An 18,682-nucleotide genomic window follows, 5' to 3' on the forward strand; every position below is an offset into this window, starting at 1 on the left:
CCGTCGAGGCCAACGGCACGGTCCGTGACGGGGCCTGGGTCGCCGAGCTCACCGGCAGCCTGCTGGACGGCTGGCCGAAGGGGATGCGGCTGATCGTCCGCAAGGAACGGCCGCATCCCGGGGCCCAGTTGAGGATCACCGACGCGGACGGCATGCGGATCACGTGCTTCGCGACCGACACCCCGGACCGTCCCATCGCCGAGCTCGAGCTCCGGCACCGGCTGCGGGCCCGCGCCGAGGACCGGATCCGGGCTGCCCGGTCCACCGGCCTACGCAACCTGCCCCTGCACCACACCGCGCAGAACAAGGTCTGGCTGGAGATCGTCCAGATCGCGCTTGACCTGCTGGCCTGGATGCCCATGCTCGCCCTGACCGGCCAGGCCCGTCTCTGGGAGCCCCGCCGTCTGCGGTTCCGCCTGTTCTCCGCAGCCGCCCAGCTCGTCACCACCGGCCGGCGCCGCATCCTCCGCCTCGCCCGCCACTGGCCCTGGAACGGTGAGGTCACAGGCGCCCTCGAACGGCTTGCACTCCTGCCGAACCCCGGCTGACCAGCAACCCTCCCGCTCCTACGAGGGAGCCAGCACAGACCGGAGCAGTGGAACCCGGCGTCCATCCGAGACGACACACGGCTCCTCAGCCTGCCCACCACCAGCCACAGAAAGCGAAACGGCCCACCGACTCCGTCGGCGGACCGTCACGAAAGATCGAGGCTAGAGCGCCATTGAACTTCCGTAAGTTGTTTGGCGGTCCGGAAGAGTGGGGTGTGGCTCTGAAGTCGCTTGCCCCCGGTGGCTCCGATGGAGTGGCAGCCACGCTCTTCGAGACGCCCTGGCTGCTGATTGAGATCTGCGATCCGATCGCCTCTACGTCTCGATGTCCTATAGGCCCTCCTACGCGACGGCAGAGCCTTCACCCTCCATCCGCCCATCGCCCAGGCTGCTCAAACGGGCCTGCGTACCCCGTCCACCCGGCGATAGCCTGCGGGCCAAACCAGAAGGGCGGGTCCAGTGAGCTTCGACGCAGAACGATCAGCGCGCATCGGCGCCATGCAGGAAACCGCCCGGCCCGTCTGGGAGGCAACCGGCGACACGGCCGCACTCCAGCAGTTCCTCAAGGACAACGGGTGTCACGGAGTAGAAGCCGTGTTCGTGACCATGGGCCTGCTGAACTGCGACCTTGCCGAAGCACAGCGAGCCTTCTTCAACTCCCCGTGCCGCGATGCCGAACGCCGCTTCCACAACCACGCCATGGACCTGCTCGAAGGGGCCACCGACGGCGACGCCTGACAGCACCAGCAGCCGAACTCACCGCACTCCCGGCCATCACCTGACGACCGGCCGCCAGACCCGACGAAGACCAGGAAGGAGCAGGACCAGCACACTCCGGGAGCCGTGGAACCCCGGCGCAGCCGCAGCGACACGCGAAGGCCCCGCCCGCGATCACGCGGAACAAACAGGGCGAACCAGCGACCTGGTCATGCACTCACGGTCTCTGAAGAATCGATGATAAACCAGAGGGAATGCGAAGAATCCCGCGTTTAGTCGGCCGGCCTTCCTCAAGGGAACCTCAAATCGCTTGCCGCTCAAGGTTCCTGAAATTATGGTCTCTATCGCAGGACTACATCTATTCGGCGAGCGCGTTCGAAAATGCCGGATGATATTCGCATCAGACATTGCATTCGCCATGCCGTCTGATTCACTCGTTGACGAAACGGGAGATCATGCCTCGCAATTGGGTCAAAATATCACGAGCGGCCGCCCTGGTAGTGGCGGCTCTCACGGCAACTGTCGTTGCCGGCGCTGGTCCGGCGGCTGCAGCAGGCATGGGCGGCACCACGTCACCTCAGTCCTGCACTTGGGCCCCCTGGGACTGGGACGACTGTGGTACGTGTACGGTCGTCGGAAGCAATTGTTGACAGGTGATGCAGTTCTCCGCTGACGGATCTTGATGGGTGAGGGCCTGTCTTCTGGCTCGGTGCAGATAGCGACACCTCCATCGAGCACCAGCCAGGCCCTCGTTCCCCATCGCAATGCACCCATGATCGAGACCGGCCGCCTGCGTCTGGCTCGCTGTATCGTCGAGGACGGCTGCCCCCTTCGGTGGGCCGTCGAGCGCTTCCAGGTCTCGCCGACCACCGCCCAGTGATGGGCCGACCGCTACCGGCAACTCGGCGAGGTCGGGGTGTGCGACCTCTCCTCCCGCCCGCACACGAGCCCACGCCGTATGCACCCGCAAAGGAAACAATACCTTAGCCCTGGGTATTCAGCGGGATTGGGTGATCTGACGCCCCGATAGCAGAAAGGTGCCGTTGACTTGCAAGGATGTGAGTGTCTAGGTCATATCCGCTGCGGGAGCAAGGCGCCTTTCTGTCAGATCCGTGCCAGGTCGTATGGGGAACCACGAAGGGCGACGGGGAGCAGCAAGCCAGCCCGTCAGAGCACACAGCTGCTTGGCCGCACGTCAGCCCAACAACCGCCCGCAAAAGGATCCGAGCTTCCCAAGCTGGGGGCTTGGGATCATTGGCATCAGGGTTACCGGCACCTAAGAGTCAGCCGAGATGGGGCCGTTCACGGTGCTCCAGGAAATGACGGATCCGGAGCCGCTGCGTGTGGTGCATCGGCAGTTGGTCGATCTCCTCCGGCTGGACGAACCGCAGCTCCGTGGACTCGTCCGAGATCGCGAGTCGGCCGCCGACCACGAGGGCGTTGAAGCAGACGTTGAACTGTCTGCGTACCTCGCCGTCCGAGTAGGCGATGACGTGGCGAGGGTCGGTGTACGTGCCCACGAGCCCTGTGATCTCTACCTTCAGGCCCGTTTCCTCTTTCATTCGCGGACGGCCGTCCCGGGGAGTGAGTCGGTCATCTCCATGCCGCCGCCAGGGAGCGCCCAGAGATCGTTGTCCCGTCGGCGCTGAAGGAGGATGCGCCCTTCGTCGTCGGTAACCACGGCAGACGCGGCGACCACCAAACTGTTCGGCTCAGGTGCCGCCGGGTCGTCGTAGTACTCGGTCCGTGCCATGGCCACTCTTCTCTTACCGGTGTCGCGGTCTCCTACACCGAGTCGAAGCTGCTGGCGTAGGTGTCGAATATGCAGCCCGCAGCCCTCTCCGTTGCGCCGAAGATGCCACACGGGAGCCCTGGCCGACATCTATGCACTCGGCGCTTCCCTGCTGATCTCAGCCACGGGCTGGCGGGCGGTCGAGTATCCGGACGATGCTCCGCGTTCTGTGCAGAGGGAGGCCGTGGCGAACGGTCGGCGGCGGCCGGTGAAGGCGCCTGGCGAGCCAGGCGATCTGATGGACGCGATGCTCAGCCATGCTCCCGAGGACCGACCCACCATCTATGAGGTGGGTGCTGCCTTGCGCTGATCCCGGAGCCCCGGTTCATCCAGCGTTTCCAGCGTGGCTGAACCGGGGGCGGGATTGAAGGAGCGGAGCCCTTTCAAGGGCGTGAAGGGTAGGGGCGGCGGGGGCGAGAACCCCCTACGGCACCACCACGATCTTGCGGCCCACCCCCGACGCGAACTGCCCCAGTGCCTCCGGGTAGCGCTCCAGTGGGATCCGGTCGCTGATGAAGATCTCCGGGTCGAGGACGCCGTTCGCGAAGAGCTCCGCCGCGCGCTCGAAGCTGTGCAGGACCGCCATCGAGCCGGTGATGGTGATCTCCTGGTTGTAGATGCGGTACGGGTCGATCGTGACGCGGGTCGAGTAGTCCGCGACCCCGAACTGGAGGAACGTGCCCGCCTTGGCCACCCGGTCCAGGCCGTCCTGGATCGCCGCCGCGTTGCCCGTGGCGTCGACGACCAGGTCCCAGCCCTGGGGGCGGTCCAGTTCGTCCGGGCTCGCGGCGGAGGCCGAGACGCCGAGCCTGTGTGCCGTCTCCAGGCGGGCGGGGTTCACGTCCACGACGTCCACGCTGGCGGCCCCCGTCCGCTTGGCCAGCTCCAGCATCATCAGGCCCATCGTGCCGGAGCCGTAGATCAGGACGTGGGCACCGAGGCGGGACCGGAGGACGTCGTAGCCGCGTACCGCGCAGGACAACGGCTCGACCAGTGCGGCGTCCTGGGTGCGGACGTGCTCGGGGAGCTTCACGCAGTTGGCCACGGGGGCCACCGCGTACTGCGCGGCGCCTCCGGCCGTCGTCACGCCGATCGCCGCCCAGCGTTCGCAGAGGTTGTTGTGGCCGGTACGGCAGTAGCGGCACTCGTAGCAGTACAACGACGGGTCGACCGCGACCCTGTCGCCCACCGACAGCTCCGTGACCTGGGTGCCGACCCCGACCACCTCGCCCGCGAACTCGTGCCCGGGCACGATCGGCAGCTTGGGCGCGAACTCGCCCTGGAGGATGTGCAGATCGGTTCCGCACAGGCCGCAGGCCGCGACCTCGACCACCACCTCCCGCGGGCCCGGCGTCGGGTCGGGGACCTCGGCGACGACTGCCTTGCCGACGGACTCGATGACGGCGGCCTTCATTTCACGGCTCCCAATGACAGGCCCTGGACCAGCTTGTCCTGGGCGGCGAACCCCGCGGCGAGCACCGGCAGGGAGATGACGAGCGACGCGGCGCACACCTTCGCCAGGAACAGGCCCTGGCTGGTGATGAAGCCGGTCAGGAAGACGGGGGCGGTCTCCGCGACCACGCCGGTCAGTACTCGGGCGAACAGCAGCTCGTTCCAGCTGAAGATGAAGCAGATGAGGGCCGTCGCGGCGATGCCCGGGAGGGCTATGGGGGCTACGACGCGGGTCAGGATCGTCGGTAGCCTCGCTCCGTCCACCCTTGCCGCCTCGATGATCGCCACCGGGATCTCGGCCAGGAAGGACTGCATCATCCACACCGCGATCGGCAGGTTCATGGAGGTGTAGAGGATGACCAGCAGCCAGATGTTGTCGAGCATGTCCGTGTTCTTCGCGAACAGGTACAGGGGCAGGAGGCCCGCCACTGCCGGCAGCATCTTCGTGGACAGGAAGAAGAACAGGACGTCCGTCCACTTCTTCACCGGGCGGATCGACAACGCGTACGCCGCCGGGAGGGCCAGGACCAGGACGAACAGGGTCGAGGCCACCGACGCCACCGTCGAGTTGACCAGCGCCGGCCAGGGGCTCGCCCCGCCGCCCGCGCCGAAGAACTCGCGGTAGCCGTCCAGCGTCAGTGATGCGGCGAAGGACGGCGGGTTTGTCGCCGCGTCCTCCTCGGAGTGGAAGGACGTCAGGGCCATCCACGCGATCGGCAGGAAGAACAGGATCCCGAGCAGCCAGGCCATCAGGCCGAGCCCGACTCCCTTGCGGCGGCTGCGAGTACGAAGTCGTACGGCTACTGCGCTCATGCGCGTGACGCCTCCTCGCGGAACAGGGACGACACCACGCGCAGCGCGAAGGTCGCGATGATGATCGAGCCGATGACCACCAGGACGCCCGCGGCCGAGGCGAGGCCGTTCTCATGGGCCTGGTAGAAGCTCTGGTAGACGGTGTAGGGGAGGTTGGCGGTGCCCAGACCGCCGGATGTGATCGTGAAGACCGCGTCGAAGTTCTGGACTATGTAGATCGAGCCCAGGAGTGCGCCCAGTTCGAGGTAGCGGCGCAGGTGCGGGAGGGTGAGGTGGCGGAAGATCTGCCAGTCGCTCGCGCCGTCGACCCGTGCAGCCTCGATCTGCTCGTGGTCGCGGCTCTGCAGGCCGGCCAGCAGGATCAGCATCATGAACGGCGTCCACTGCCAGACCAGGGAGGCCTCGACCGCCAGCAGCGGGGTGTTGGAGATCCAGTCGGGCTGTGGGCCGCCCACATAGTGCAGCAACCCATTGAACAGGCCGTATTCAGGGTTGTAGAGCACATGTTTCCAGAGCAGGGCCGCCGCCACCGGGACCACCAGGAACGGGGCGATCAGGAGGGTGCGGACCACACCCCGGCCCTTGAACCTCCGGTCCAGGAGCAGTGCCAGGACCAGGCCCAGGACCAGGCTGGCCAGGACCACCGCGACCGTCAGGAGCACGGTCGTCCACACCGAGTGGCGCAGGTCCGCGTCGGTCAGGACTTCCCGGTAGTTGTCGACGCCGGTGAAGTGGCGGGCGTCCGGGTAGAGGGAGTTCCAGTCGAAGAACGAGATCACCAGCGTGGCCACGAACGGCAGCTGGGTCACCGCGATCATGAAGATGAGGGCGGGGAGCAAGGGGGCCCGGGTCGCCCAGGCGCGCAGCCGGGCGGAGGGCGGGCGTGTCGTTCGCACGGGAGTGGTGGCCACCGGGGCCGTGGTCGTCGCTGTCATCGCCCCTCGTACTCCTCGGAGATCTTCTCGGCGAGCTGCTGGGACTTCTTCAGGGCCGAGTCGACGGACTGGCGTCCGGCGATGGCCGCGCTGATCTCCTGGGAGACCTTGGTACCGAGGTCGGTGAACTCGGGGATGCCGACGAACTGGATGCCGGGCGCGGGGCGCGGCTGGACGCCGGGGTCGGTCGGGCGGGCGCCCTCGATGGCCTCCTTCGTCATCTCCTGGAAGGCGGCCGCCTCCTCGCGGTACGCCGGGTTGGCGTAGGTGGAAGCGCGCTTGCCGGCCGGGACGTTGGACCAGCCGATCTCGTCGCCGACCAGCTGCTCGTACTGCTTGCTCGACGCCCAGGACACGAACTTCCATGCCTTGTCGGGGTTCCGGGACGCCTGCTGGATGCCCCAGGCCCAGGTGTAGAGCCAGCCGGAGGATTCCGTCTTCTCGACGGGGGCCGGCGCGTATCCGACCTTGCCCTTGACGGGGGAGTTCGCCGACTCCAGGGATCCGGCCGCGGAGGTGGCGTCGTACCACATGGCGACCTTGCCCTGCGTCATGTTGTTCAGGCACTCGGCGAAGCCGGACTGGGCCGCTCCCGACTCACCGTGCTCGCGCACCAGGTCGACATAGAACTTCGTCGCCTTCTCCCACTCGGGGGAGTCGAGCCGGGCCTTCCAGTTCTTGTCGAACCAGGTGCCGCCGTAGGTGTTCACGACGGTGGTGAGCGGGGCCATGACCTCGCCCCAGCCCGGCAGTCCGCGCAGACAGATGCCCTTCATGCCAGGCTCGGCGCCGTCGGTCTTCGCGGCGAGGTCCGCCACCTGCTGCCAGGTGGGGTGCGCGGGCATCGTCAGGCCCTCCTTCTCGAACACGTCCTTGCGGTACATCAGGAAGGACGACTCGCCGTAGAAGGGCTGGCCGTAGAGCTTGCCGTCGTCGCCGGTGAGGGACTGGCGCATCGGCTTGAGGACGTCCTGCTCGTCGTAGGCCGGGTCCTTGGCGACGTAGGAGTTCATCTCGTGCAGCCAGCCGTTGCGGGCGTAGATCGGTATCTCGTAGTTGGAGAGGGTCGCCACGTCGTACTGGCCGGCCTGGTTGGCGAAGTCCTGGCTGATCTTGTCGCGGACGTCGTTCTCGGGCAGGACGGTGAAGTTGACCTTGATGCCGGTCTCTTCGGTGAAGCGGGAGGCGAGTTTCTGCAACTCGGTCATCTGGGGGTTGTTGACCATGAGGACGTTGATCGAGTCGCCGCCCGACCCCGACCCGCCGGCTCCGACCCAGCAGCCGGAGAGCAGCGGGGCGAGCAGCGTCCCTGCGGCGGCCATGGCGAGCGTGGCTCGCGGTGGCCGTCGTCGGCTCTGGGTTCGCATGGATCGCTCCTGGACGATAGGGGAGATCAGGAATATTGGGTTGATAAGGGATATGTGCGGGCGTGCGGGTGCCCGTAGAGGGGGTGGGGCTGCTTTTCAGACGCGGATGACCTGGGGGCCCTGAAGCGAGTAGCGGTGGGCCTCGGCCGCGGGGAGCAGGGTGCTCGTCACGATCGTCTCCAGTGCGCCGATGTCGGCGAACCGGCAGAAGCTGACCGCTCCGAACTTGGTGTGCACGCCGGCGAAGACCGTGCGGCGCGAGGCCCGGACCGCCTGTGTCTTGACCTCGCTGACGGCCGGGTCCGGGGTGGTCAGGCCGTGTTCCCGGGAGATGCCGTTGGCGCCGATGAACGCCAGGTCGATGACGAAGCCGGCCAGCATCTTCGTCGTCCAGTGGTCCACGGTGGCGAGGGTGCCGCGCCGCACCCGGCCGCCGAGCAGCAGCACGCAGACGTGCTCGGACTCGGCGAGGGCGCCCGCGACCGGCAGGGACGCGGTGACCACGGTCAGCGGCCGGTCGGTGGGCAGGGACTCGGCGATGAGCTGCGGGGTGAAGCCCTCGTCGACGAAGACGGTCTCGGCGTCCCCGAGCAGCTCGGCCGCGGCGGCCGCGATCCGGCGCTTCTCGGGAACATGGCTGGTGGCGCGGAAGGCGAGCGTCGTCTCGAAGCCGGCGCTCTCCACGGGGTAGGCGCCGCCATGGGTACGGCGGAGCAGCCCGTGGTCCTCCAGGACGCGCAGATCCCGCCGTACGGTCTCCTTGGCCACGCCCAGCTCGGTGGCGAGCGCGGTGACATCGACCGAGCCCTCGCGCCGTGCGGTCAGCACGATCTCGCGCTGGCGTTCTTCCGCCGTTCTCGTGCTCATGCCGACACCCGCCTTCCGCTTCGCTGCCCGTTCGGGCCCGGTGGGACCCATGGGGGAAGTTCTACAGCGGGTGTCCGGCACTGACCAGCTCTGTTGCAGGCCCGATGCTGCCCGTGTGTGCCCGTTCACCGTGCGGCATGCCCGTCTCGGACCTGCATGGTTGTGAAGGAGGCGCGTGAGATCGGGCGCCCGCGGCGCCCGAATGCGACGGCGGGCGGGCCCGTTCGGTGCCCGCCCGCCTCGTGTGACGACTTTTTCCGGTCAGTACGGCCAGATCGGCGGGTCGCTGACGAAGTGGCCGCCCAGGTAGGCGTGGCCGATGTTCTCCGGGTCGAGCTCGCCCTGCTCGGCGATGAGCTTCCCGGCATACGGCTCGGAGTCGTCCTGCGGCGCGTAGCCGAGGGAGCGGGCGGTGGTCAGGTCCCACCACAGGCGGGTGTTCGCCGAGGAGCCGTGGACGACGGTGTGCCCGACGTTCTCGGCGGTGAGGGCCGCGTCGAAGAGGCGGGCGCCGTCGGCGGGGCTCATCCACACCGAGAGCATGCGCACGCTGGTCGGCTCGGGGAAGCACGAGCCGATGCGCACGGACACCGTCTCCAGGCCGTGCTTGTCCCAGTAGAGCTGCGCGAGGTCCTCGCCGAAGGACTTGGACAGGCCGTAGAAGGTGTCCGGGCGGCGCGGGGTGTCGATGGGGATCAGGGGGTCGTCGCCCTGCGGGCGGGGCGTGAAGCCCACCGCGTGGTTGGAGGAGGCGAAGACGATCCGTCCGACACCCTCCTCGCGGGCGGCCTCGTACAGGTTGTAGGTGCCCTCGATGTTGGCGCGCAGGATCTTCTCGAACGGGGCTTCCAGGGAGATGCCCGCGAGGTGGATGATCGCGTCGACGCCCCGCACGGCCTCGCGCAGCGCCTCCCGGTCGCCGAGGTCGGCGACGATCGCGTCCGGCTCGCCCTCGATCGGGCGCAGATCGAGCAGCCGCAGCTCGTAGCCGTACGCCGGGAGCAGGTCACGCATCAGGGTGCCGAGGCCGCCGGCGGCGCCGGTGAGCAGAACGGTGCGGGGCGCTGGCATCCTCGGTTCTCCTTGAATCATCGGCCTCATGCGTGCACGGTATTCACATTCATGGACTAGTTAAGGATCACCACCCTCTTTCGTCAAGGGTGGTGTGGGCGTCGTTCATAAACATAAACTCTGATCAGAATCCTGCACTCGCCCGTTCTCGTCCCAGGGAGAGCCCGTGACGCCAGCCCCCCTCGCCGCACGCCTCAGCATCCCCGGCGGGCCGCTGTTCTTCCCCGTCACCGCCTACGGCCCCGACGGCTCGGTCGACCTGGACACCTACCGCACCCATGTGCGCCGGGGCGTCGAGGCCGGGGCCGCCGCGGTGTTCGCGTGCTGCGGCACCGGGGAGTTCCACGCACTCACCCCCGAGGAGTACGAGGCATGCGTGCGGGCGGCCGTCGAGGCGGCGGCCGGACGCGTGCCGGTGGTCGCGGGCACCGGATACGGCACCGCCCTCGCCGTGCGCTACGCGAGGCTCGCCGAGACGGCCGGCGCGGACGGACTGCTCGCCATGCCGCCGTATCTCGTCGTCGCCGGGCAGGAGGGGCTGCTGCGGCACTACCGGGAGGTCGCCGCGGCGAGCGCGCTCCCCGTCATCGTCTACCAGCGCGACAACGCCGTGTTCACCCCGGCCACCGTCGTCGAACTCGCCCGCACCAACGGCGTCATCGGCCTCAAGGACGGCCTCGGCGACCTGGACCTCATGCAGCGGATCGTCAGCGCCGTACGCACCGAGGCACCCGGCGAGTTCCTCTACTTCAACGGCCTGCCGACCGCCGAGCAGACCCAGCTCGCCTACCGGGCGATCGGCGTGACGCTCTACTCCTCCGCCGTGTTCTGCTTCGCCCCGGAGATCGCCCTCGCCTTCTACGGGGCGCTGGAGGCGGGCGACGACACCACGGTGAACCGTCTCCTGGACGGCTTCTACCGCCCCTTCGTCGAGCTGCGCGCCCGGGGCCGCGGATACGCCGTCGCCCTCGTCAAGGCCGGCGTACGGATGCGCGGCCTGGACGTGGGGGAGGTCCGGCCGCCGCTGCACGAGCCGGGCGAGGATCATGTGAAGCAGCTCGCCGAGGTGATCGAGCGCGGATTCGCGCTGCTGGAGAAAGAAGCGGAGGACACCAAGTGAAGGCGTCGACATTCGTCTACCCGTGGGACGTCAACGGGGACCCGGAAGCCCCCGGGAGGATCGCCGCCCTGGGCGTGCGACAGGTGACGCTCGCCGCCGCCTACCACTCCACCCGCGCCCTCACCCCCCGCCACCCGCGCCGGCGCATCGTCACCGCCGAGCACGCGGCCGTGCTGTACCCGACGGACGACCGGTGGCGGGGCCGTACGCTGCGCCCCTACCCGGCCGGTGACTGGGCGCCCGGCGACGCCTTCGGCGAGGCGGCCGCCGCGCTCGCGGACGCGGGCCTGGAGGTGCACACCTGGGTGGTCCTCGCCCACAACTCCCGCCTGGGCGCCGACCACCCGGACACCTCCGTCGTCAACGCCTACGGTGACCGCTACTCCTGGGCCCCCTGCATCGCCCAGCCCGCCACGCGCGCGTACCTCGTCGACCTGGCCGCCGAGGCCGCCGTACGCCCCGGGGCGGGCGGCACCGAGCTGGAGTCCCTCGGCTGGTACGGGTTGCAGCACCTGCACGCGCACGACAAGACCGCCGGGGTGCCGCTCGGCGACGCCGGAATGTACCTGATGGCGCTCTGCTTCTGCCCGACGTGCGAGCAGGGCTACGGCGCCCAGGGCCTGGACGCCGACGAGCTGGCGGCCGCCGTGCGCGCCGCCCTCGAACCGCTGTGGCAGGGCACGGTCGCCGACGAGGGCTGGGCCGGGGTCGAGAAGCTGCTCGGCGAGTCGAACGCGGCCGCCACGCGCGCGTGGCGCGACGAAACGGCCCGCACGCTCCAGGAGACGGCGGTCCGGGCGGTCCGCGCGGCGGCCCCCGACGGCTTCCAGATCCTGCTGCACGCCGACCCGGTGACGTACCACGTCGGCGCCAACCCGGGCGTCGACCCCGAGCACATCCTCTCCGTCGCGGACGGCGTGGTCGTGCCCTGCGCGGGCGGCCCCGGCCTGCTGACCCCCTTCGCCGAGCAGGGCCGAAAGGACGCGGTCATCGCCGCCAACCTCGGCGTGGTCTCCGGGATGGGCGGCAGCCCGGGCACGCTGGCATCGGACGCGGCACGCGCGCGTGAGCTGGGCGCCACCGAGATCCGGCTCTATCACGCGGGGTTGGCGTCCGACGGCGACCTGGTGGCCGTACGAGAGGGGCTCGCCGCGCTCTGAAGCAGCGGTAGGGCCGTCAGCAGCCACACCAGACCCAGGACGGGCAGCACGAGCCGCAGGTCGAGCAGTTCGACCAGTGCCGCTCCCGCCGCCAGCCCGATGACGTTCGGCGTGAAGACGAGCGTGTTGGCCGTGGCCGCGGTACGGCCGAGCAGGGCGTCCGGCGTCTCGCGCTGCACGGCGGTGAGCGCGGCGATCAGCACACAGGGCAGCCCCACGCCGCTCGCCGCGCCGCACGCCAGGGCCACGGCGTCGGACGGGATCGCCCGCAGGCCCGCGGCGACGGCCGTCAGGGCGATGCCGTACGCGGCGAAACGGCGCTCGCCGAGCCGGCGCAGCGCCGGACCGGAGAGCAGCCCGATCACCACCGACCCGGCGCCCTGGACGGCGTACAGCACACCGGCGTACGCGGGGGCGTGCCCGAGGCCGTCGATGACGGCGTAGAGCATCGCGCCGTTGAGGCCGGCGCAGAGCATGGTGGTGCCGCCGGCCAGGACGAGGGGGCGCAGCCCGGGGTGCGTCCAGAGGAAGCGGGCCCCCTCGGCGGTCTGCGCCCGCCAGCCGCCCTTCGGCTGCTCGGGCCTGCTCTCGCGGACGCGGAGGCAGGCGTACAGGCCGGTCGCGAGCACGAACGTCACCGAGTCGAGCAGGGCGACGCTCGCGCCGCCGTACGCCGCGTAGACGCCGGCACCGGCCAGCGGGGCGAGGAGTTTCATGCCCTCGGAGGCCGTCATCCGCAGCCCGTTGAAGTCGCCGAGCAGGGGCGCGGGGACGGCGGAGGCGACGAGCGCGGACTCGGCGGCGTCGTGGACCACGCCCGCGGCGCCGTAGACGAACAGGACCGCGAAGAGGAGCCAGAGGCGGTCCGGGGAGTCGACGGTGAAAAGGGTGAGCAGGAGGGCGGCCAGGAGGAGGTTCGCGCCGATCAGCAGGGGTTTGCGGCGGGTGCGGTCGGCGAGCGTGCCGAGGAGCGGGCCGGCCAGGGTGGGCGCCCACATGGCGAGCATGCACAGCGCCGCCAGGCCGTCGGAGCCGGTGAGGTCCTTGACCCATACGCCGGACACGAGCCACAACGCCGAGGTGCCGAAGCCGGAGACCACGACTCCGGCGAGGTAGAGGGCGGCGTTGCGGTCGCGCAGGACGCGGGGGAGGGCCCACGCAGGGGAGGTCGTCATGCCACGCCATCGTGGGTCTAAGGCGGGGGCGTGCGGATGGGGGAAGTGCCTTACTTCCCCCGCTCCTCGTCCCTGGCCGGGCACAGGGGGCTCGGGAAGCGTGCGGGGGCGTGCGGGCGAGGTGAACAGTGCGCCAATTCCCTGTGTGCGACCGTAATTTGATCGTGACTCGGGGGTGGCCCGCAAGGTAATGTTCAGGCAAAGAGGCGCTCGCGGTGGTCAAGGGAGCCGCGGCTCGACCATGCTTGAAGGAGGCAATGGTGTTCGATCTCCGGACCGAGGCCGAGATGAGGCTGTTCTCGGAAAAGACGGCGAGGGAACTCGCGCTGAAGAAGCAGCGGGAAGAGGGTGTGGAGTCCGAAGAGCCGCCGATCGCGCAGACGTCGGACGCCATTGCGGCGGAGCCGGTCGGCTGACATCCGACCGGGAGTGCGGTCACGGTCCGTCGGGTTGTCCGACGGGCCGTTTCGGCATCCCGCGAGGCTGTGCCCCGTGATCGCGCCGTGGTGCTTCGCGGGCGGGAAGACGCCGAGGGAATTCGCCCCCGCCGGCAGGGGCGGTCGGCTCCGTCGATGAGTTTCGGCGTCGCGGTCGGTCCACCCTTCAGGAACAGACCTGTGAGGAGCCGGCCCATGACCGACACGACCCCCGACCTCGGACCGCAGACGCACGTCATCGCCCGCCTCGCCGACGGAGTCACCGACGACCAGCTGTCGGCGTCCACGCCCTGCCCGGACCTGGCGGTGCGCAACCTGCTGGGGCACCTGCTCGGACTGACCGTCGCCTTCCGTGACGCCGCCCGCAAGGACCTCGGCGTCACCACCGACACCAGCCCCGGGGCCGCCGTACCGGACATCGGGCCGGGCTGGCGCGAGGAGCTGCCCAAGGTGCTCGACGAACTGGCCGAGGCGTGGCGCGACCCCGGCGCCCGGACCGGCATGACCCGGGCGGGCGGCCTGGACCTGCCGGCCCCGGTGGCGGTCGCCGTGGCCGTGGACGAGCTGGTGATCCACGGCTGGGACCTGGCCCGTGCCACCGGCCAGGAGTACGCCCCCGACCCCGCCGCGTTGCGGGCGTCGCACGACTTCCTCCTCGCCGCCGTCGGCGAGCCCGGCCGGGACGAGATCTTCGGCCCCGTGGTGCCGGTCGCCGCCGACGCCCCGCTGCTCGACCGGGCGGTCGGGCTGAGCGGACGGGACCCCGGCTGGACGCCGTAATTCCCGCGACCCCCGCCGGAGGCGGGTCGTACGCTCCCCGCATGTCCCGCACCCGCGCCCTCACGGTCACCGTCCTCGGCACCGCCTCCCCGCACCCCGGGCCCGGCCGCCCCTGCTCCGGCTATCTGGTGCGCTCAGGAGGGGCCGAGGTGTGGGTGGACGCCGGGACCGGGACTTTCGCGGAGTTGCGGCGGCATACGAATCCGGCGGAGCTCTCCGCGGTCTGGATCTCCCATCTGCACGCCGATCACAACGCCGACCTGCTCGCTGCCTTCTACGGCCTGGCCTATGGCGGGCTCACTCCAGACGCGCCCATTCCGGTCTATGCGCCGGGCGACTGCCCGCAACGTCTCGCCGGTTTCCTCGGGCGCGCGGACACTTCCTTCCTGAGCGGCGTCTTCGACTTCCGGCCGCTCCACGACGGCCACTGCGCCCGCCACGGAGACCTGCTGCTCACCTCGCGGGCAGTCGTGCACGACGTCGAGGCCTACGGGCTGCGGGTGGAGAGCGGCGGGCGCGTTCTCGCGTACTCCGGGGACAGCGGGCCCTGCCCCGCCCTCACCGAACTCGCCCGCGACGCCGACCTGTTCCTGTGCGAGGCCGACATCGACGCGCATCGCGATGGCGAACAGGTCCACCTGACACCCGAGGACGCCGGAACCGCCGCCCGTCGGGCAGGTGCGCGGCAGCTCGCCGTCACGCACGTCGGGCCCACGCTCACCCCTCAGGCGGCGACCGTACGCGCCGCCGCGGCCTTCGGCGGGCCCACTCTCGCCGCGCGCGAAGGTCACGTGCTGGTTCTCTGAAGCAACCTCGACTTCCTTTGTAAGAAGCATTGACGAAACATGCGGCCCCTCTTACCTTCATCGCGTCGTACTTCGTACGTCATATATGAGACGCGATACGTGAGATCCCATACGCGAGAGTCATCCCGCGAAGATCCGAGAGGCGCGCATGACCTCTGTGCCCACGCCGATCCCCTCGCGCACGCAGTTCGTGCTGGAGGAGATCAAACGCCGCATCCTCACCGGGCAGTTGACGCCCGGTCAGGCCCTGGTCGAGACCGAGCTCGCCGCGCAGTTCGGGGTGTCGAAGACCCCGGTCCGCGAGGCGCTCAAGACGCTGGCCGGGACCGGGCTGGTCGTGATGAGCCAGTACAAGGGCGTCACGGTGCGCATGGTGGACGCGGACATGGCGCGCGAGGTCTACGACGTGCGGCTCCTCCTCGAACCTGAGGCGCTCAAGCGGGCCGTGAAGCGAGGTGCCTCCCTCGCCGCCGCCCGTGACGCCCTGACCCGCGCCGACGCGGCCGGCGACACCGCGGAACGCTCGCTGGCCAACCGGGAGTTCCACCGTGCCCTCTACCTGCCGTGCGGCAATCCGCTGCTCGGCCGGATGCTCGACGAGGTCCGCGACCAGGCCGCCCTCGTCTCGGCGGTCGCCTGGGCCGCCTCGCCCTCCTGGGAACGGGAGGCCGGCGAGCACCGGGAGATCCTGCGGCTCGCGCTGGAGGGCGACGCGGACGGCGCCGCGCGCGCCCTGCACGCCCACATCGCGTCGTTCGTGCAACGGGCCTTCCCCGACGCGGAGGTCGAGGCCCAGGGAGAGGACGGTCCGGCATGACCACGACGTTCGAGACCCAGCGGACGGCCCTGGCCGACGTGGTGGCGATCCCGGTGACCCCGTTCGCCGAGGACGGCAGCGTCGACCAGGACGCCCACCGGGCCCTGCTGCGCCGGCTGCTCGACGGGGGCATCACCACCCTCACCCCCAACGGCAACACCGGCGAGTTCTACGCCCTCACCCCCGAGGAGCGCCGTCTCGTCACCGAGTTGACCGTCGACGAGTCCCGTGACCGCGACGCCGCCGTCCTCGTCGGCGTCGGCCACGACGTGCCCACCGCCATCGCCACCGCCCGGCACGCCCGCGATCTCGGCGCCCAGATGGTGATGGTGCACCAGCCCGTCCACCCGTACGTCTCCCAGAGCGGCTGGGTCGACTACCACCGCGCCATCGCCGCGGCCGTGCCCGAACTCGGCGTCGTCCCGTACATCCGCAACGACCGGCTCGGCGGCGCGCGCCTGGCCGAACTCGCCGACGACTGCCCGAACGTCATCGGCGTGAAGTACGCCGTCCCGGACGCCGCCAGGTTCGCCGCCTTCGCCCGCGACGCGGGGCTGGAGCGCTTCGTCTGGGTCGCCGGGCTCGCCGAGCCCTACGCCCCCTCGTACTTCTCCGCGGGCGCCACCGGCTTCACCTCGGGACTCGTGAACGTCGCTCCCTCCGTTTCGCTGAACATGATCGAAGCGCTTCGATCCGGTGACTTCCCGGCCGCCATGAAGGTCTGGGAGCAGATCCGCCGCTTCGAGGAGCTGCGCGCCGCGAACGGCTCCGCCAACAACGTCACCGTCGTCAAGGAGGCCCTCGCCTCCCTCGGCCTGTGCCGCCGCGACGTCCGTCCGCCGAGCCGGCACCTGCCCGAGGACGAGCGCGCCGAGGTCGCCGCCCTCGCCGCCGGGTGGTCCATATGACCGACGCGAGGAGCACCGGCAGGAAGCGCCCCGAAGAGCTCAGAAGCCATCAGTGGTACGGCACCGAGGGCCAGCTGCGCACCTGGTCGCACAACGCCCGCATGCGCCAGCTGGGCTACGAGGCGGAGGAGTACCGGGGCCGCCCGGTGATCGCCGTCCTCAACACCTGGTCCGACATCAACCCCTGCCACGTCCATCTGCGCGAGCGTGCAGAGGCGGTCAAGCGGGGGGTGTGGCAGGCCGGGGGCTTCCCGCTCGAGTTCCCGGTCTCCACGCTCTCGGAGACGTACCAGAAGCCGACCCCGATGCTCTACCGCAACCTGCTCGCGATGGAGACGGAGGAGCTGCTGCGGTCGTACCCGATCGACGCGGCGGTGCTGCTCGGGGGCTGCGACAAGTCGACGCCGGCGCTGCTCATGGGCGCGGTCTCGGCCGACGTACCGTCGATCTTCGTGCCCGCGGGGCCGATGCTGCCGGGGCACTGGCGCGGTGAGACCCTCGGGTCCGGCACCGACATGTGGAAGTACTGGGACGAGCACCGCGCGGGCAACCTGACGGACTGCGAACTCCGGGAACTCCAGGGCGGTTTGGCGCGTTCGCCGGGCCACTGCATGACCATGGGGACCGCGTCCACGATGACCGCGGCGGCGGAGGCACTGGGCATGACGCTGCCGGGCGCCTCCTCGATACCGGCCGTCGACTCCGGGCACGAGCGGATGGCCGCCGCCTCCGGGCGCCGGGCCGTCGAGCTCGCGTGGACCGGGCTCAAGCCGTCCGAGATCCTCACCCGCGAGGCCTTCGAGGACGCCGTCACCACGGTGCTCGGGCTCGGCGGCTCCACCAACGCGGTGATCCATCTGATCGCGATGGCGGGACGCTCCCGAGTGCCGCTCACCCTCGACGACTTCGACCGCATCGCCCGCACGGTCCCGGTACTGGCCAACGTGCGGCCCGGCGGACAGACGTACCTCATGGAGGACTTCCACTTCGCCGGCGGCCTGCCCGCCTTCCTCTCGCGGATCACCGACCTGCTCCACCTGGACCGGCCGACCGTGGGCGGCACCCTGCGGGAGCAGCTCCAGGGCGCCGTCGTGCACAACGACGACGTCATCCGCACCCGCGACAACCCGGTCGCCGGTGAGGGCGGGGTGGCCGTGCTGCGCGGGAACCTCTGCCCGGACGGCGCCGTCATCAAGCACATCTCGGCCGAGCGGCACCTGCTCAAGCACACCGGTTCCGCGGTCGTCTTCGACGACTACAAGACGATGCAGCGGACCATCGACGACCCGTCGCTGAACGTCACCGCCGATAGTGTGCTGGTGCTGCGCAACGCCGGCCCCAAGGGCGGTCCGGGCATGCCCGAGTACGGCATGCTGCCGATCCCCGACCATCTGCTGAAGCAGGGCGTACGGGACATGGTGCGGATCTCCGACGCCCGGATGAGCGGTACGAGTTACGGCGCGTGTGTGCTGCACGTGGCACCCGAGTCGTACATCGGCGGCCCGCTGGCCCTGGTGCGGACGGGGGACTCGATCACCCTGGACGTCGAGGCTCGGGTCCTCCAACTCGACGTGGACGACGAGGAGTTGGAGCGCCGCAGGGCCGAGTGGACCCCACCGCCCGTCCGCTACGAGCGCGGCTACGGCGCGCTCTACAACGACCAGATCACTCAGGCGAACACCGGCTGCGACTTCGAGTTCCTGGCACGGCCGGGCAAGGTCTCAGATCCGTACGCCGGTTGACCGGTCCCACCCAGGGACGCGGGGCTGTATCAATATGCGGCTCTGCCACGTGGGCGCGACAAGCACAAGCGCACCCGCAGCCGCCACACAACCACGCGAGGCACCCCGTATCGCGATCCGGGCGACCTCCACCCATCGAGAAAGCGCTTCCTGCACCACGAAAGCAAGCCGCACG

Annotated in this window: 17 protein-coding genes and 3 pseudogenes; 12 read left to right on the forward strand and 8 right to left on the reverse strand. The window is 69.9% G+C overall.

Translation table 11 applies throughout. The features are described 5' to 3' along the window. The 3 genes and pseudogenes from ACFU95_RS19285 to ACFU95_RS19295 all read left to right on the forward strand — a co-directional run. The coding region (locus ACFU95_RS19285) for a transposase (protein ID WP_383828762.1) at window positions 1–548 on the forward strand (548 nt) is incomplete at its 5' end. A gap of 459 nt (window positions 549–1,007) precedes the next feature. Beyond that, entirely contained in the window at window positions 1,008–1,286 is a 279-nt protein-coding gene (locus tag ACFU95_RS19290) for a hypothetical protein (protein WP_383828764.1), read from the forward strand. 751 nt (window positions 1,287–2,037) lie between these two features. Next, window positions 2,038–2,223, forward strand: a pseudogene (locus ACFU95_RS19295) (helix-turn-helix domain-containing protein); the annotation flags it as partial. Between the two features lie 325 nt (window positions 2,224–2,548). On the opposite strand, the pseudogene ACFU95_RS19300 reads toward ACFU95_RS19295, so the two are convergent. Continuing rightward, window positions 2,549–3,018: pseudogene (locus tag ACFU95_RS19300) on the reverse strand (NUDIX domain-containing protein). Between the two features lie 121 nt (window positions 3,019–3,139). Between ACFU95_RS19300 and ACFU95_RS19305 the strand changes: the two are divergent. Next, a pseudogene (locus ACFU95_RS19305) lies at window positions 3,140–3,367 on the forward strand (protein kinase); the annotation flags it as partial. 114 nt (window positions 3,368–3,481) lie between these two features. On the opposite strand, the gene ACFU95_RS19310 reads toward ACFU95_RS19305, so the two are convergent. From ACFU95_RS19310 to ACFU95_RS19335, 6 genes are all read right to left on the reverse strand, one after another. Further along, window positions 3,482–4,471 (reverse strand): zinc-dependent alcohol dehydrogenase family protein, encoded by a 990-nt coding sequence (locus ACFU95_RS19310; RefSeq protein WP_383828766.1) that lies wholly within the window; start codon window positions 4,469–4,471, stop codon window positions 3,482–3,484. Further along, window positions 4,468–5,322 carry a carbohydrate ABC transporter permease gene (locus tag ACFU95_RS19315; protein WP_383828769.1) on the reverse strand — a complete coding sequence of 285 codons (855 nt, stop codon included), beginning with the start codon at window positions 5,320–5,322 and terminating at the stop codon, window positions 4,468–4,470. Before ACFU95_RS19315 ends, ACFU95_RS19310 begins: the two co-directional genes overlap by 4 nt. Next, a complete protein-coding gene (locus ACFU95_RS19320; protein ID WP_383828771.1) occupies window positions 5,319–6,257 on the reverse strand; it encodes a carbohydrate ABC transporter permease in 939 nt (312 codons plus the stop codon). Before ACFU95_RS19320 ends, ACFU95_RS19315 begins: the two co-directional genes overlap by 4 nt. Further along, window positions 6,254–7,624: an ABC transporter substrate-binding protein gene (locus ACFU95_RS19325; protein ID WP_383828773.1), complete on the reverse strand. Its 1,371-nt coding sequence runs from the start codon at window positions 7,622–7,624 to the stop codon at window positions 6,254–6,256. The genes ACFU95_RS19320 and ACFU95_RS19325 overlap by 4 nt, the downstream gene beginning before the upstream one ends. Before the next feature lie 96 nt (window positions 7,625–7,720). Then, on the reverse strand, window positions 7,721–8,491 hold the full coding sequence (locus ACFU95_RS19330) for a DeoR/GlpR family DNA-binding transcription regulator (RefSeq protein WP_383828775.1): 771 nt from the start codon (window positions 8,489–8,491) through the stop codon (window positions 7,721–7,723). A gap of 261 nt (window positions 8,492–8,752) precedes the next feature. Further along, window positions 8,753–9,562: an NAD-dependent epimerase/dehydratase family protein gene (locus ACFU95_RS19335; protein WP_383828777.1), complete on the reverse strand. Its 810-nt coding sequence runs from the start codon at window positions 9,560–9,562 to the stop codon at window positions 8,753–8,755. A gap of 166 nt (window positions 9,563–9,728) precedes the next feature. Here ACFU95_RS19335 and ACFU95_RS19340 point away from each other — a divergent pair, with 166 nt between their 5' ends. Both ACFU95_RS19340 and ACFU95_RS19345 read left to right on the forward strand, forming a co-directional pair. Further along, window positions 9,729–10,682, forward strand: a complete 954-nt coding sequence (locus ACFU95_RS19340) for a 5-dehydro-4-deoxyglucarate dehydratase (protein WP_383828779.1) — start codon at window positions 9,729–9,731, stop codon at window positions 10,680–10,682. Further along, window positions 10,679–11,842 carry a hypothetical protein gene (locus ACFU95_RS19345; RefSeq protein ID WP_383828781.1) on the forward strand — a complete coding sequence of 388 codons (1,164 nt, stop codon included), beginning with the start codon at window positions 10,679–10,681 and terminating at the stop codon, window positions 11,840–11,842. The genes ACFU95_RS19340 and ACFU95_RS19345 overlap by 4 nt, the downstream gene beginning before the upstream one ends. Here the strand turns inward: ACFU95_RS19345 and ACFU95_RS19350 are convergent. Further along, window positions 11,779–13,017: an MFS transporter gene (locus tag ACFU95_RS19350; protein WP_383828783.1), complete on the reverse strand. Its 1,239-nt coding sequence runs from the start codon at window positions 13,015–13,017 to the stop codon at window positions 11,779–11,781. The genes ACFU95_RS19345 and ACFU95_RS19350 overlap by 64 nt on opposite strands. 257 nt (window positions 13,018–13,274) lie before the next feature. Between ACFU95_RS19350 and ACFU95_RS19355 the strand changes: the two genes are divergently transcribed. The 6 genes from ACFU95_RS19355 (at window position 13,275) to araD (ending at window position 18,507) form a co-directional block, all read left to right on the forward strand. Next, window positions 13,275–13,433 carry a hypothetical protein gene (locus ACFU95_RS19355; protein WP_383828785.1) on the forward strand — a complete coding sequence of 53 codons (159 nt, stop codon included), beginning with the start codon at window positions 13,275–13,277 and terminating at the stop codon, window positions 13,431–13,433. A gap of 216 nt (window positions 13,434–13,649) precedes the next feature. Beyond that, window positions 13,650–14,234: a TIGR03086 family metal-binding protein gene (locus ACFU95_RS19360; RefSeq protein ID WP_383828787.1), complete on the forward strand. Its 585-nt coding sequence runs from the start codon at window positions 13,650–13,652 to the stop codon at window positions 14,232–14,234. Window positions 14,235–14,275: 41 nt separating this feature from the next. Next, entirely contained in the window at window positions 14,276–15,040 is a 765-nt protein-coding gene (locus ACFU95_RS19365; RefSeq protein ID WP_383828789.1) for an MBL fold metallo-hydrolase, read from the forward strand. Window positions 15,041–15,188: 148 nt separating this feature from the next. Beyond that, window positions 15,189–15,857: a GntR family transcriptional regulator gene (locus ACFU95_RS19370; RefSeq protein WP_383828791.1), complete on the forward strand. Its 669-nt coding sequence runs from the start codon at window positions 15,189–15,191 to the stop codon at window positions 15,855–15,857. Next, the gene (locus ACFU95_RS19375; RefSeq protein WP_383828793.1) at window positions 15,854–16,765 is read left to right on the forward strand and encodes a dihydrodipicolinate synthase family protein; all 912 of its coding nucleotides are present in this window, start codon (window positions 15,854–15,856) and stop codon (window positions 16,763–16,765) included. Before ACFU95_RS19370 ends, ACFU95_RS19375 begins: the two co-directional genes overlap by 4 nt. Then, the gene (gene araD, locus ACFU95_RS19380) at window positions 16,762–18,507 is read left to right on the forward strand and encodes an L-arabinonate dehydratase (RefSeq protein WP_383828795.1); all 1,746 of its coding nucleotides are present in this window, start codon (window positions 16,762–16,764) and stop codon (window positions 18,505–18,507) included. Before ACFU95_RS19375 ends, araD begins: the two co-directional genes overlap by 4 nt. Window positions 18,508–18,682: the final 175 nt, after the last annotated feature.

Source organism: Streptomyces sp. NPDC057623 (assembly GCF_042800355.1).
Lineage (GTDB): Bacteria > Actinomycetota > Actinomycetes > Streptomycetales > Streptomycetaceae > Streptomyces.